Below are 14,407 nucleotides of genomic sequence, written 5' to 3' on the forward strand. Positions count from 1 at the left end.
AGCCCGCTCGCGCGGGCAGGTTAGATCGAATTTTTGGAAGGGTCGTCAGCGTGTCTGAACCGGCTGTACCGGTGGATGCTAATGTCGTCCGGCCGAAAATCGATTAGTTCATTTTATTGGATTTAGGGCCCCAAAACAATCCTGACGTGCACGATTTTTTGATCCGCCGTGCGCGCACGGCGGATCAGAATACAGGCCGGAATTTAGTTCCGTGCTCGCGCGCGGATGGGCCGTTTAGCGGCGACGGAACTGGCCACCGCGCTGCCCGGGACGGGGAGGTCCGCCCACTCCACTGGGACGCTCGTCCTTGTGACGGAAAATCAGTCGGCCCTTCTCGAGGTCATAGGGCGACATCTCCACGGTCACGCGGTCACCCGCCAGCGTCTTGATGCGGTTCTTCTTCATCTTGCCGGCGGTGTAAGCAACGATCTCGTGTCCGGCGTCGAGTTGCACGCGGTAGCGCGCGTCGGGGAGGATTTCGGTGACCAGTCCTTCGAACTGGATCAGCTCTTCCTTAGCCATGAATATCTCCAGGTCGTGGACGGCTAGTGCGATTGGGGTTTGCGGTTCGGTTGGGCAGTCGGCCGACTCTCACGGCGCAAAAAGGCCACGCCTTATATCCCATCAGGCGCCCCGGCGCTATGCGCGGAACGCTGTTCGGAACGGTCGGTTTGCGAGGAGTGCATCTTGCCACCGGGGCGGCGGCGAGATCCCTTCGAGGCCTTCGGAGCACTGCCGGGCCGTGCATCGGCATGCCGAGCTTCACCGGGCCGTCCGTCGCCCTGCTTGCCGGCGCCATGGCGGCGTCCGTCGGCATGCCGTTCGTCGGTACGACGTCCGTCACCATGGCGTCCTTCACCATGCCTTGCGCCTTGCGGACGCTGGCCCGGGCGGCCGCTTGGCCGGCCCTGTCGTTGCTGCGCCGGGGGAGGACCCGCGTCGCGGCGGCCGGCGTCGGTGCGGAGATCCTCACGCGGCAGTGCGACCTTGATCAGCCGCTCGATATCGCGGAGATAGGCAAGCTCCTCGCCACCTGCGACCAGAGAGATCGCGGTTCCTTCGGCGCCGGCGCGTGCGGTGCGGCCGATGCGGTGCACATAGGTCTCGGGCACGTTGGGCAGGTCGAAATTGATGACGTGGGTGATGCCGTCGACATCGATGCCGCGGGCGGCAATGTCGGTGGCGACCAGGGTGCGGATATCGCCGGAGCGGAACTGGGCGAGCGTGCGCTCGCGATGGTTCTGCGACTTGTTGCCGTGGATGGCGCTGGCGGGAATGCCGGCCTTCTCGAGCGTCTTCACGACCTTGTCGGCGCCGTGCTTGGTGCGGGTAAAGACCAGCGCGCGGTTCACCGGCTCCTGCTTCAACAGCTGGGCGAGGAACGCCGGCTTGGCGGAGAAGTCGACCTGGATAATGCGCTGCTGGATCCGCTCCACGGTCGATGAGACCGGAGTCACCGCGACGCGGGCGGGGTCGCGCAGCATGGCGTCGGCGAGCTCGGCGATGTCCTTCGGCATGGTGGCCGAGAAGAACAGCGTCTGCCGCTTGATCGGCAGCTTGGCAACGATTTTGCGGATGTCGTTGATGAAGCCCATGTCGAGCATGCGGTCAGCTTCGTCGAGCACCAGGAATTCGACGCTTGAAAGCTTCAGCCCGTTGCTCTGCACGAGGTCGAGCAGGCGACCGGGCGTGGCGACCAGCACGTCGACGCCCTGCATCAGGGAGCGGACCTGGCGGCCCATCGGCACGCCGCCGATGGCGAGCGTCGAGGACAGGCGGATGTGACGGCCATAGGCGTTGAAACTGTCGAGGATCTGGCCTGACAGCTCGCGGGTCGGCGAGAGCACCAGGACGCGGCAGGTCTTGGGCTGCGGCTTGATGCGGTTCTCGAGCAGGCGGTGCAGGATCGGCAGCGCGAAGGACGCGGTCTTGCCGGTTCCGGTCTGGGCGATGCCGACGACGTCCCGGCCGGTCAGCGCCGTGGGAATGGTCTGGGCCTGGATGGGGGTGGGGGTGACGTATTTCTCTTCGGCGAGAGCACGGGCGAGGGGTTCGGCGAGGCCGAAGTCCTGAAACGAATTCAAAAGATGGGTTCTTTCCATGTCAAAAGCGGGCAGCCGGCGCATTCAGCGCGGCGCGCGCAGAAGGGTGTCGAGAAGACACCTGCGTGTTTGGGGTGTCGGATGGCTGGGAGATATGGGGCAAGCCAGACGCCCGGAGGGGCCTAAGAACACGCGGCTCGCAACGACCCCCTGATTCGAAAGAGGTCTCGTAAAGTCATATGGAACATCGAGGAGGCGCTTTCAAGGCGCGTCTGCGCCAAAGGGCGATTGCAGTGCAAAAATAGTTATGCTGGAAAATTAGACATAGACAACATTTTGCTCAAAAAACGAGCTGACTGCCACATTGGCATACATTTTATTAGTCTAATTTTTAGGCAATCGGCTCGTGGCGAAACTTGGATGGCGGTAAAATTGTTTATTCTGACCAATAGGTTGGCATGTGCTCAGCCCATGGCATGGTTCTTGCGATTCCGTTAATCGCAGGCGGCCTTGGGGCCGTTTCGCAGCGTCTTTTTTCACGTCTGCGTCAGGGAGATGATACAATCATGCTTACCAAATCCACTCACGATATAGCGGCTTCATTTAGCCGCCGCGGTCTTCTCGCCGCGACAGCCGGACTGATGCTTGGTCTGGCTACCATTTCCGGTGCAAAAGCCGCGGACGACACCATCAAGGTCGGTGTCCTTCACTCTCTCTCCGGCACCATGGCCATCAGCGAAACCACGCTGAAGGACACCATCCTCTTCCTGATCGACGAGCAGAACAAGAAGGGCGGCGTGCTCGGCAAGAAGCTCGAAGCCGTTGTCGTCGACCCCGCTTCGAACTGGCCGCTGTTCGCCGAGAAGGCCCGCGAGCTGATCACCAAGGACAAGGTCGCGGTCGTGTTCGGCTGCTGGACCTCGGTGTCGCGCAAGTCGGTGCTCCCGGTATTCAAGGAGCTGAACAACATCCTGTTCTACCCCGTGCAGTACGAGGGCGAAGAGTCCGAGCGTAACGTGTTCTACACGGGTGCTGCGCCGAACCAGCAGGCGATCCCCGCCGTCGACTATCTGATGAAGGACGAGAAGGTGAAGCGCTGGGTGCTCGCGGGCACCGACTACGTCTATCCGCGCACCACCAACAAGATCCTGGAAGCCTATCTGAAGTCGAAGGGTGTCGCCCAGGAAGACATCATGATCAACTACACGCCGTTCGGTCATTCCGACTGGCAGACGATCGTGGCGGACATCAAGAAGTTCGGCTCGGCCGGCAAGAAGACCGCGGTGGTTTCGACCATCAACGGCGACGCCAACGTTCCCTTCTACAAGGAGCTCGGCAACCAGGGCATCAAGGCGAAGGACATCCCGGTCGTGGCGTTCTCGGTGGGTGAGGAAGAGCTCGCCGGCATCGACACCAAGCCGCTGCTCGGCCATCTGGCCGCCTGGAACTACTTCCAGTCGATCAAGTCGCCGGAGAACGAGAAGTTCATCAAGGCGTGGCAGGCCTACACCAAGAATCCGAAGCGCGTGACCAACGATCCGATGGAAGCGCACGTGATCGGCTTCGACATGTGGGTCAAGGCGGTCGAGAAGGTGAAGTCCACCGATCCCGACAAGGTCATCGACGCTCTCCCCGGCATCGAAGCCAAGAACCTGACCGGCGGCACCTCCAAGATGCTTCCGAACCACCACATCACCAAGCCGGTGTTCATCGGCGAGATCAAGGCGAACGGTCAGTTCGACGTGGTCTGGAAGACCCCGGGCCTCGTGGCCGGCGACGCCTGGTCGAAGGAGCTCGAGGGCTCCAAGGACCTGATCGGCGACTGGGTCGGCAAGAAGTGCGGCAACTTCAACACCAAGACCAACAAGTGCCTCGGCTCGGGTTCCTGATCCGGATCTGACGTTCGACTGCAAGACGGAGAAGGCGGCTATCCCGCCGCCTTCTCCACCATTTTCTGCCGGGGTCATTCACAGTGCCAGCCAATTTGCCCGCCCGTCTCGGTTCGCTCCTGCTCTCGTTATTTTTGATTGCGTTCGCGCTGCCGGCCTTCGCCGGTCCATTCGAGGATGCGGTCGCCAAATTTGCCAACGATGATTATTCCGACACGGAAGAGGCGATCGGCGTGGTCGCGAGCAGCGGCAATCCGCTGGCCTTCCCCATCATCAGCGCGCTCCAGGACGGCCGGCTCATGGCCGATCTCGACAGCAAGAAGGTTTACATCACCGGCGCCGACGGCAAGTCGATCGACGCCGCGACCGGCCAGCCCGTCACCAGCGTTCCCGACAGCGCGAGCGCGGTCCGCCTCAACAACCGCCTGCGCCGCAGCGTCGACGCTGCGATCGGCGGCCTGACGCTCCAGTCTCCGGACATCGGGACGCGGTTGCAGGCCGCGCAATCCGTCTTCAAGTCGCACGAGGAGACGGCTCTCGATGCGGTCGACGGCGCGCTCGCCAAGGAGACCAACAAATCCGTCAAGGCCGCGCTCGGTGACGCCCGTGCGGCGATCCTGCTGTTCAAGTCGGACGCTACCGAGGTCGAGAAGCTCGAAGCGGTCGCCACGCTCAAGGCGCGCGGCGACCAGGAGGCGATGGCCCTGCTCACCGGCATGGGCGACCAGCCGGCCTCGGTGACGAAGGCCGCCGCAAGCGCGATCGGCTCGATCCAGAGCTCGCTTGCGGTCTGGTCCACGGTTCAAAACGCCTGGTACGGCCTCTCGCTCGGCTCGGTGCTGCTGCTCGCCGCGATCGGTCTCGCCATCACTTTCGGCGTCATGGGCGTCATCAACATGGCGCATGGTGAGATGGTGATGATCGGCGCCTACACCACCTTCGTGGTGCAGGAGGTGATTCGCACCCGCTATCCCGGCCTGTTCGACTATTCGCTGCTGATCGCCGTGCCGCTCGCCTTTCTCGTCGCCGGTGCGCTCGGTGTCGTGATCGAGCGCAGCATCATCCGCTTCCTCTACGGTCGTCCGCTGGAAACGCTGCTCGCGACCTGGGGCCTGTCGCTGGTGCTTCAGCAGGCGGTGCGCACCATGTTCGGCCCGACCAATCGCGAGGTCGGCAACCCCTCCTGGATGAGCGGCGCGTTCGAGCTAGGCCAGATCACCATCACCTATAATAGGCTCTGGATCCTCGTCTTCACGCTCGCGGTGTTCGCGATCCTGCTCGCGATGCTGCGCTACACCGCGCTTGGCCTCGAGATGCGCGCGGTGACCCAGAACCGCCGCATGGCCGCCTCGATGGGCATCGCCACCTCCCGCGTCGATGCGCTGACCTTCGGTCTCGGCTCGGGCATTGCCGGCATCGCCGGCGTCGCGCTGTCGCAGATCGACAATGTCAGCCCCAATCTCGGCCAGAGCTACATCATCGACAGCTTCATGGTCGTGGTGTTCGGCGGCGTCGGCAATCTCTGGGGCACGCTGGTCGGCGCCTTCACGCTCGGCATCGCCAACAAGTTCCTGGAACCCGTTGCCGGCGCCGTGCTCGGCAAGATCGCGATCCTGGTTCTCATCATCCTGTTCATTCAAAAGCGCCCGCGCGGGCTGTTCGCGCTCAAGGGCCGTGCGGTGGAAGCATGACCCCTCACATGCTGACGCGATCGCTGGACCGCGGCGCGACGATCTTCCTCGCCGTCGTCGCGGCCTGCGGAATTCTCATCCCGCTGTCCAACCTGCTGCTGCCCGCGGGCTCGTTCCTGCAGGTGCCGACCTATCTGGTCGCGCTCTGGGGCAAATATGTCTGCTACGCGATCCTGGCGCTCGCGATCGACCTGATCTGGGGCTATTGCGGCATCCTCTCGCTCGGCCACGGCGCCTTCTTCGCGCTCGGCGGCTACGCGATGGGCATGTACCTGATGCGGCAGATCGGAACCCGCGGCGTCTACGGCAATCCGATCCTGCCCGACTTCATGGTGTTCCTGAACTATTCGAGGCTACCCTGGTACTGGTACGGCTTCGACATGTTCTGGTTTGCAGCGCTGATGGTGCTGGTCGTGCCCGGCCTGCTTGCCTTCTGCTTCGGCTGGCTCGCGTTCCGCTCCCGCGTCACCGGCGTCTATCTGTCGATCATCACGCAGGCGATGACCTATGCGCTGCTGCTCGCCTTCTTCCGCAACGATTTCGGCTTCGGCGGCAACAACGGCCTGACCGATTTCAAGGACATTCTGGGCTTCAACGTGCAGGCCGAGGGCACCCGCGCCGCGCTGTTCGCGCTGAGCTGTCTGGCGCTGATTGTCGCGTTCCTGATCTGCCGCTCCGTCGTGTCCTCAAAGCTCGGCAAGGTGCTGATCGCAATCCGCGACGCGGAATCGCGCAGCCGGTTTCTTGGTTATCGCGTCGAATCCTACAAGCTGTTCGTGTTCACGCTCTCGGCCTGCATGGCCGGTGTCGCCGGCGCGCTCTATGTGCCGCAGGTCGGCATCATCAATCCATCCGAATTCGCGCCGGGCAATTCGATCGAGGCGGTGATCTGGGTGGCGGTCGGCGGCCGCGGTACGCTGATCGGCGCGGCGCTCGGCGCCGTCGTCGTCAACTACGCCAAGACGTTCTTCACCTCGGGTATGCTGGCGCCCTACTGGTTGTTCATGCTGGGCGCGCTGTTCATCCTGGTGACGCTGCTGCTGCCGAAGGGAATCGTCGGCACCTTCAATGCATGGTGGGACCAGTCGAAGGAAAGGCGCGCCGCGACCTCGGCGAGCGCCGCGGCCGAAGACGGCGTCACCGAACCGAAGATGGCGGAGTAGGCGGTAATGAACGTCATGGACACCCGCGCAACTTCCGCGATGCTCTATCTCGACGGCGTGCACGTCTCGTTCGACGGCTTTCATGCCATCAACAATCTGTCGCTGACGCTCGAGCCCGGCGAGATGCGGGCCATCATCGGCCCGAACGGTGCCGGCAAGACCACGATGATGGACATCATCACCGGAAAGACCAAGCCGGACGAGGGCACGGTGCTGTTCGACGGCGTCACCGACCTGACGCGGCTCGACGAGACCCGCATCGCCGAGCTCGGCATCGGCCGCAAATTCCAGAAGCCGACTGTGTTCGAGAGCCAGACCGTGCAGGACAACCTCCTGCTCGCGCTCAACGTCGATCACAGCGTCAAGGGCACGCTGTTCTGGCGCGGCAGCAAGGCCGAGTCCGAGAGTATCGACAAGGCGCTGGAGACGATCCGCCTCACCGAGGCGCGCAACCGCCTCGCCGGCAGCCTCAGCCACGGCCAGAAGCAGTGGCTCGAGATCGGCATGCTGCTCGCGCAGGATCCGAAGCTCCTGCTGGTCGACGAGCCTGTCGCCGGCATGACCGACGTCGAGACGCATCTCACCGCCGAGTTGCTGAAAGAGATCAACAGGACTCACACCGTGATGGTTGTCGAGCACGACATGACGTTCGTGCGCGAGCTCGGGGTCAAGGTGACCTGCCTGCATGAAGGCACCGTGCTCGCGGAAGGTACCATCGACCAGGTCTCGTCCAACGAGCGGGTCATCGAAGTGTATTTGGGACGCTGAGCAATGCTTGAGGTCAAGGACATCAACCTGTTCTACGGCGCGGCGCAGGCGCTGCGTGGCGTCTCGATCGCGGCCGAGCCCGGCAAGGTCACCTGCGTGCTCGGGCGCAACGGCGTCGGCAAGACCTCGCTGCTCCGCGCCATGGTCGGGCAGTATCCGATCTCTTCGGGTGCGATCGTTCTCGACGGCAACGACATCACCGGGCTCAAGCCCTATGAGCGGGCGCGCAAGGGCATCGGCTTCGTGCCGCAGGGCCGCGAGATCTTCCCGCTCCTGACGGTCGAGGAGAACCTCAAGACCGGCTTCGGTCCGCTCAAGCGCGAGGACAGGCACATTCCGGACGACGTGTTCTCGCTGTTTCCGGTGCTGCAATCCATGCTCGGCCGTCGCGGCGGCGACCTCTCCGGCGGCCAGCAGCAACAGCTCGCGATCGGGCGCGCCCTGGTGATGCGGCCAAAGCTTCTGCTGCTCGACGAGCCCACTGAAGGCATCCAGCCCTCGATCATCAAGGACATCGGCCGCGCCATTTCGTATCTGCGCAACCTCGGCAGCATCGCCATCGTGCTGGTCGAACAATATCTCGACTTTGCCTGCGAACTCGGCGACAGTTTCGCGGTGATGGATCGCGGCGCGGTAAAATTCACCTGCGACCGATCCAATCTCGACCCGGCCGAAATCAGCCGCCAAATGGCGCTGTAAGTCATTCCGACGCGGCCGGCTGGGGAGGCGGATGCGGAGCGACCTATCAGTCACATCAGGAGTTTTCGAAGCCAACCGCGCCCGTGGCGCTGTGCGCTTCGACGTCCACGCGCGCGATGGCGTGACGCGGCGCGGCGTCCTGCATGAATCCGGCTCCCTGCGCGTGCGTTTTCCGTCCCCGGAAGGAGAGGGGCTTTCCGGCGTGTTCGTCAACACGGCCGGCGGCGTTGCCGGCGGCGATCGCTTCGACATCGAAATCACCGCCGCTGACGCCGCGCGGCTGACGCTGACGACGGCGGCGGCCGAGAAGATCTACCGCGCGCCGGGACAGGCGGCAGAGCTCAATATCGCGCTCAAGGTCGGCGCGGGCGCGCATCTCGGCTGGCTACCGCAGGAGACGATTCTGTTCGATCGCGCCCGGGTTCATCGCCGCTTCGACATCGCGCTCGATGACGCCGCTTCGCTCCTGCTTTGCGAGATCGTCGTGTTCGGCCGTACCGCCATGGGCGAGCGGATGGAGCAGGGCGAGTTCGTCGACCGCTGGCGGCTCTCCCGCGGCGGCAAGCTTGTGTTCGCCGAGACTGTCAGGCTCGATGGCAATATCGGCGCGAAACTTGGACGATCGGCGGTGGCCGATGGCGGTGCCGCGATCGGTACGGCGCTGATCGTTCCCGGCGACGAGGCGCTGGTCGAGCGCATCCGCGAGGCGTCGGAATCCTTCTCCGGCGAAGTCGGGATCTCCGCCTGGAATGGATTTGCAATGGCGCGGTTCTGTGCCCAAGATGCGGCGCGCCTGCGTGCCGACATGATGACCGTGCTGGCGCGCACCGGTGCGGCGCTGCCGCGGCTCTGGTTGAATTGAAGTGTTGAACGGAAGAGATTTCGCATGAACCTGTCTCCCCGCGAAAAGGACAAGCTTCTGATTTCGATGGCGGCGATCGTGGCCCGCCGCCGGTTGGATCGCGGCGTGAAGCTCAACCATCCCGAGGCGATCGCGATCATCTCCGATTTCATCCTCGAAGGCGCGCGCGACGGCCGCACCGTCGCCGAACTGATGCAATCCGGCGCGCAGGTCCTGACCCGCGACCAGGTGATGCCCGGCATTCCCGAGATGATCCACGACATCCAGGTCGAGGCGACCTTTCCGGACGGCACCAAGCTCGTCACCGTGCACGAACCGATCAGGTAGGAGGGAAGCATGATCCCCGGCGAACTCTTCATCCAGGACGGCGAGATCGAGCTCAATGCCGGCCGCAAGACCGTAGCGCTGACGGTGGCCAACACCGGCGACCGCCCGATCCAGGTCGGCTCGCACTACCATTTCTTCGAGACCAACCCGGCGCTGAAATTCGACCGCAAGAAAGCCCGCGGCATGCGCCTCGACATCGCCGCCGGCACCGCCGTCCGCTTCGAACCGGGCCAGACCCGCGACGTCCAGCTCGTCGCCGTGGCGGGGAAGAAGACGATCTACGGTTTTCGTGGCGACGTCATGGGGAAGCTGTGAGCTTCCAGCGCCCGCCCGCTCAAGAACTCAAAATCAAACGGGGCTTGTGATGTCCGTCAAGATCAAACGTTCCGTCTATGCCGACATGTTCGGTCCGACCACCGGCGACAGGGTGCGGCTGGCCGACACCGATCTCATCATCGAGATCGAGAAGGATTTCACCACCTACGGCGAGGAGGTGAAGTTCGGCGGCGGCAAGGTGATCCGCGACGGCATGGGGCAGTCGCAGGTCACCAACAAGCAGGGCGCGGCCGACACCGTCATCACCAATGCGCTGATCGTCGATCACTGGGGCATCGTGAAGGCCGATGTCGCCATCAAGGACGGCATGATTTCGGCCATCGGCAAGGCCGGCAATCCCGACATCCAGCCGGGCGTCACCATCATCATTGGCCCCGGCACCGACGTGATAGCGGGCGAAGGCAAGATCCTCACCGCCGGCGGCTTCGACAGCCACATCCATTTCATCTGTCCGCAGCAGATCGAGCACGCCCTGATGTCGGGCGTCACCTCGATGCTCGGGGGCGGCACCGGCCCGTCGCATGGCACCTTCGCCACCACCTGCACGCCGGGGCCGTGGCACATCGGACGGATGATCCAGTCATTCGATGCCTTCCCGGTCAATCTCGGCATTTCCGGCAAGGGTAATGCTTCGCGGCCCGCCGCGCTGGTCGAGATGATCAAGGGCGGCGCCTGCGCCCTGAAGCTGCACGAGGACTGGGGCACGACTCCGGCTGCGATCGACAACTGCCTGTCGGTGGCCGATGATTACGACATCCAGGTGATGATCCACACCGACACGCTGAACGAATCCGGCTTCGTCGAGGATACGATCAAGGCCTTCAAGGGCCGCACCATCCACGCCTTCCACACCGAGGGCGCCGGCGGCGGCCATGCCCCTGATATCATCAAGGTCGCAGGGCTCAAGAACGTGCTGCCGTCCTCGACCAACCCGACGCGCCCCTTCACCCGCAACACCATCGACGAGCATCTCGACATGCTGATGGTGTGCCACCATCTCGATCCCTCCATCGCGGAGGACCTCGCGTTCGCCGAGAGCCGTATCCGGAAAGAGACCATTGCGGCCGAGGACATCCTGCACGATCTCGGCGCGCTCTCGATGATGTCGTCGGATTCCCAGGCCATGGGCCGGCTCGGCGAAGTCATCATCCGGACCTGGCAGACCGCGGACAAGATGAAGAAGCAGCGCGGGTCGCTGCCGCAGGACAAGGGCAGGAACAACGACAATTTCCGCGTCAAGCGCTACATCGCCAAATACACCATCAATCCGGCGATCGCGCATGGCGTGTCGAAGCTGATCGGCTCGGTGGAGAAGGGCAAGCTCGCCGATCTCGTGCTGTGGTCGCCGGCCTTCTTCGGCGTCAAGCCGGACTGCATCGTCAAGGGTGGTATGATCGTCGCAGCACCCATGGGCGATCCCAACGCCTCGATCCCGACGCCGCAGCCGGTGCACTACCAGCCGATGTTCGGCGCCTTCGGCAAGGCACGCACGGCGTCGTCCGTGGTGTTCACCTCGAAGGCCGCGATCACCGGCGGGCTGGCGCGCAAGCTCGGCATCGAGAAGAAGCTCTACGCGGTCCAGAACACCCGCGGCAAGATCTCCAAGAAGAGCATGATCCACAACGACGCGACGCCCAATATCGAGGTCGATCCGGAGACCTATGAGGTCCGCGCCGACGGCGAATTGCTCACTTGCGCTCCGGCCGAGGTGCTGCCGATGGCGCAGCGATATTTCATGTACTGAAATAGCGCCTCAACGCATGTTCCGGGCGCATATCCGGGTGGTCTTTGCGGTTTTGCGTTCGGTCCCGCCTGGTCTAAGGTCCCGCCCGGTATCGTGAACCCAGAAGAAGAGCCGGGAGGATTTCTCGTGATCTACGTCGTTGCCACCCTGACCATCAAGCCCGAGACGCGCGCCGAATTCATCGCAGCCGCCACCGCCTGCATCAAGGAGACGCGGAAAGAGCCCGGCAATATCGCCTATGACCTGCATGAGAGCGTCACCGATCCCGCCAAGATGGTGTTCGTCGAGCAGTGGGAGAATGCCGAGGCACTGGTGCCGCATCGTGGCATGGAGCACATGAAGACCTTCGGCCGCGTCGCGGTGAAGTGCTTTACGGCGCCACCGAAGATCGAAGTGATCACGCCCGAGAAGGTCGACGTCCGCTAACAAGAACAACAGGGAATAACCCCATGATCTATGTTATCGCCACCACGCCCATGAAGCCGGAAAACAAGGACGACTTCATCAAGGGGCACAAGGCCTGCACCGTCGAGACCCTCAAGGAGAAGGGCTGCATCTCCTATGACGGCAATGTTAGCGTCAACAACCCCAACCTTTACGTGGTGGTCGAGCGCTGGGAGACCCGCGACGATCTCACCGCGCATGCCAAGGCGCCGCACATGAAGGTGTGGCGCGAATATTCCGCGCAGATGAAGACGGCGCCGACGGTGATCGAGATCGTCAGCGACGGCAAGGTCGAGAAGCTCTGAGGATACAGCACATGATCCGGGCGACGCAGGTTAGGGGACAGCACCGCTTCACGGAGACGCCGGCGGACACGGTCGTGCTCGATTTCGACGATCGGCACCGCCGCCGCATGGCGATGATGGGAACGCGGGGGCTCGAATTCCTGCTCGACCTGGAGAATGCCGTCGCGCTGCGCGGAGGCGATGCGCTGGTGCTGGAAGACGGCCGGCTGGTCGAGGTGGTCGCGGCGCCCGAGCCGCTGCTCGAGATTCGCGGCCACGACCCGCATCACCTCATCCGCGTCGGCTGGCATCTCGGCAACCGCCATTTGCCGACGCAGATCATGGCCAAGAGCCTGCGCATCCGCCGTGACCACGTCATCGAGGCCATGGTGAAAGGCCTCGGCGCGCGCGTGATCGAGATCGAGGCGCCGTTCGATCCGGAAGGCGGCGCCTATGCCGACGCCAGCCACGCGCATAAGCACGCCGACCATGTCCATCACGACCACGATCATCATGATCACGGGCACGGTCAGCATGATCATCACGGCCATGACCATGCCGCGCATGACCATGGCCACGATCACGACGAGCATTGCGACCATCCCGACCATCACCACGGCCACAAGCATGCTCATGACCACAAATGAGCCGGTTCGTGCCGGTGACCTCGCCGAGCGCGAGGCGGCCGCGCTGTACCGGCTGATGACCTGGCTGTCGCCGGCGTTTCCCGTCGGCGGATTCTCCTATTCCAGCGGCATCGAATGGGCGGTCGAGGCGGGCGATATCACCGACATTGCGACGCTCGCTGACTGGCTCGACGCGATGCTCGGCGACGGCTCCGGCTTCTGCGATGCGACCTTCCTGGTCCATGCTTACCGGGCCGCCGAGGCCGGCGAGGAGAGCACCTTAAACGATGTCGCCGAACTCGCCGCCGCCTTCGTGCCGTCGCGCGAGCGGCAGCTCGAGACGACCTCGCAGGGCCGCGCCTTCATCGACATCTCTCGCGCGGCATGGGATGCGGAAGGCCTCGATGCAATGGTCGCGGCATGCGGCACGCCGCTGGTCTATCCCGTCGCCGTCGGCGTGGTTGCGGCGATGCACGGCGTGCCGCTGGCCCAGACCCTGCACGCCTTTCTGCATGCGTTGGTCTCGAACTGGATCTCCGCGGCGAGCCGCCTCATTCCGCTCGGCCAGACCGACAGCCAGCGCGTGCTGGTGAAGCTGGAAGCCGCGGTCGCCGCGACCGCCAACCGAGCGCTGAATGCGACATTGGACGATCTCGGCGGCGCGACGTTTCGCGCTGATCTCGCCAGTCTCCGGCACGAGACGCAGTATACGCGGCTGTTTCGCTCGTGAGCGATGCGGCGTTCAACCCATCAAGAGAGAGCGATTGACATGTCGAAATCTCACGGCCCCTTGCGTGTCGGCGTCGGTGGCCCCGTCGGATCCGGCAAGACCGCGCTGATGGACCTGCTCTGCAAGACCATGCGCGAACGCTACGACATCGCCGCGATCACCAACGACATCTACACCAAATGGGACGCGGAGTTCCTGGTGCGGTCGGGCTCGCTGACACCTGATCGCATCGCCGGCGTCGAGACCGGCGGCTGCCCGCACACGGCGATTCGCGAGGACGCCTCGATGAATCTCGCCGCGGTCGCGGACATGCGTGCGAAATTCCCCGGCCTTGATCTCGTGCTGATCGAATCCGGCGGCGACAATCTCGCTGCCACTTTTTCCCCGGAACTGGCCGACCTCACCATCTACGTCATCGACGTCGCCGCCGGCGACAAGATCCCGTCCAAGGGCGGCCCCGGCATCACCCGGTCAGATCTTCTGGTCATCAACAAGATCGACCTCGCGCCCCATGTCGGCGCCTCCCTGGAGAAGATGGACACGGACGCCCGGCGGATGCGCGGGGCGCGCCCCTTTGTCATGACCAACCTGAAGAAGAGCGAGGGGCTGGACCAAATCGTCGGTTTCATCGAGGCGAAAGGTGGCTTGAAACGGGCTGGCTGATGGCGCGACGACATGGCGCAGGTGTTTTCCGCTGCCGACGCCGGGGGGAAGGCCGCATTTGCGGAACAAATTTCGGACACGGCGATTAACTACCTCCGTTGCCCGAAGCAAAGCCGTCATGGCCGGACCATCGGCCGGA

General features: G+C 63.7%; 15 protein-coding genes and 1 pseudogene. 14 read left to right on the top strand and 2 right to left on the bottom strand.

The genetic code is table 11. The features are described 5' to 3' along the window. Positions 1-234: 234 nt before the first annotated feature. Together infA and WHZ77_RS04290 are read right to left on the bottom strand one after the other, a co-directional pair. On the bottom strand, positions 235-522 hold the full coding sequence (infA, locus tag WHZ77_RS04285) for a translation initiation factor IF-1 (RefSeq protein ID WP_008131890.1): 288 nt from the start codon (positions 520-522) through the stop codon (positions 235-237). Between the two features lie 23 nt (positions 523-545). Then, positions 546-2,126, bottom strand: a pseudogene (locus WHZ77_RS04290) (DEAD/DEAH box helicase). A 482-nt stretch (positions 2,127-2,608) separates the two neighbouring features. Between WHZ77_RS04290 and urtA the strand changes: the two are divergent. The 14 genes from urtA to ureG all read left to right on the top strand — a co-directional run bounded on the left by urtA (position 2,609) and on the right by ureG (position 14,268). Continuing rightward, complete coding sequence (gene urtA, locus WHZ77_RS04295; RefSeq protein ID WP_375312545.1) at positions 2,609-3,931, top strand: urea ABC transporter substrate-binding protein; 1,323 nt, start codon at positions 2,609-2,611, stop codon at positions 3,929-3,931. Between the two features lie 83 nt (positions 3,932-4,014). Then, on the top strand, positions 4,015-5,622 hold the full coding sequence (urtB, locus tag WHZ77_RS04300; protein WP_375312546.1) for an urea ABC transporter permease subunit UrtB: 1,608 nt from the start codon (positions 4,015-4,017) through the stop codon (positions 5,620-5,622). After that, entirely contained in the window at positions 5,619-6,785 is a 1,167-nt protein-coding gene (urtC, locus tag WHZ77_RS04305) for an urea ABC transporter permease subunit UrtC (protein WP_375312547.1), read from the top strand. Before urtB ends, urtC begins: the two co-directional genes overlap by 4 nt. Before the next feature lie 6 nt (positions 6,786-6,791). Beyond that, complete coding sequence (gene urtD, locus WHZ77_RS04310; RefSeq protein ID WP_375312548.1) at positions 6,792-7,553, top strand: urea ABC transporter ATP-binding protein UrtD; 762 nt, start codon at positions 6,792-6,794, stop codon at positions 7,551-7,553. A gap of 3 nt (positions 7,554-7,556) precedes the next feature. Next, positions 7,557-8,252 carry an urea ABC transporter ATP-binding subunit UrtE gene (gene urtE / locus WHZ77_RS04315; RefSeq protein WP_375312549.1) on the top strand — a complete coding sequence of 232 codons (696 nt, stop codon included), beginning with the start codon at positions 7,557-7,559 and terminating at the stop codon, positions 8,250-8,252. 31 nt (positions 8,253-8,283) lie between these two features. Continuing rightward, positions 8,284-9,114, top strand: coding sequence for an urease accessory protein UreD (locus tag WHZ77_RS04320; protein WP_375312550.1), 831 nt, complete (start codon positions 8,284-8,286; stop codon positions 9,112-9,114). 24 nt (positions 9,115-9,138) lie between these two features. Continuing rightward, complete coding sequence (locus WHZ77_RS04325) at positions 9,139-9,441, top strand: urease subunit gamma (RefSeq protein ID WP_007605424.1); 303 nt, start codon at positions 9,139-9,141, stop codon at positions 9,439-9,441. Between the two features lie 9 nt (positions 9,442-9,450). Continuing rightward, the gene (locus WHZ77_RS04330; protein ID WP_375312551.1) at positions 9,451-9,756 is read left to right on the top strand and encodes an urease subunit beta; all 306 of its coding nucleotides are present in this window, start codon (positions 9,451-9,453) and stop codon (positions 9,754-9,756) included. 49 nt (positions 9,757-9,805) lie between these two features. Continuing rightward, positions 9,806-11,521 carry an urease subunit alpha gene (gene ureC, locus WHZ77_RS04335; RefSeq protein WP_375312552.1) on the top strand — a complete coding sequence of 572 codons (1,716 nt, stop codon included), beginning with the start codon at positions 9,806-9,808 and terminating at the stop codon, positions 11,519-11,521. A gap of 126 nt (positions 11,522-11,647) precedes the next feature. Then, on the top strand, positions 11,648-11,947 hold the full coding sequence (locus WHZ77_RS04340) for a putative quinol monooxygenase (protein ID WP_014439644.1): 300 nt from the start codon (positions 11,648-11,650) through the stop codon (positions 11,945-11,947). Between the two features lie 23 nt (positions 11,948-11,970). Continuing rightward, entirely contained in the window at positions 11,971-12,270 is a 300-nt protein-coding gene (locus tag WHZ77_RS04345) for a putative quinol monooxygenase (protein WP_375312553.1), read from the top strand. Between the two features lie 11 nt (positions 12,271-12,281). Then, entirely contained in the window at positions 12,282-12,896 is a 615-nt protein-coding gene (ureE, locus tag WHZ77_RS04350; RefSeq protein WP_375312554.1) for an urease accessory protein UreE, read from the top strand. Beyond that, complete coding sequence (locus WHZ77_RS04355) at positions 12,877-13,605, top strand: urease accessory protein UreF (RefSeq protein WP_375314656.1); 729 nt, start codon at positions 12,877-12,879, stop codon at positions 13,603-13,605. Before ureE ends, WHZ77_RS04355 begins: the two co-directional genes overlap by 20 nt. Before the next feature lie 39 nt (positions 13,606-13,644). Next, on the top strand, positions 13,645-14,268 hold the full coding sequence (ureG, locus tag WHZ77_RS04360) for an urease accessory protein UreG (RefSeq protein ID WP_375312555.1): 624 nt from the start codon (positions 13,645-13,647) through the stop codon (positions 14,266-14,268). Positions 14,269-14,407 lie beyond the last annotated feature (139 nt).

Origin of the sequence: Bradyrhizobium sp. A5 (assembly GCF_042076515.1) — a bacterium.
GTDB classification, from domain to species: domain Bacteria; phylum Pseudomonadota; class Alphaproteobacteria; order Rhizobiales; family Xanthobacteraceae; genus Bradyrhizobium; species Bradyrhizobium cosmicum.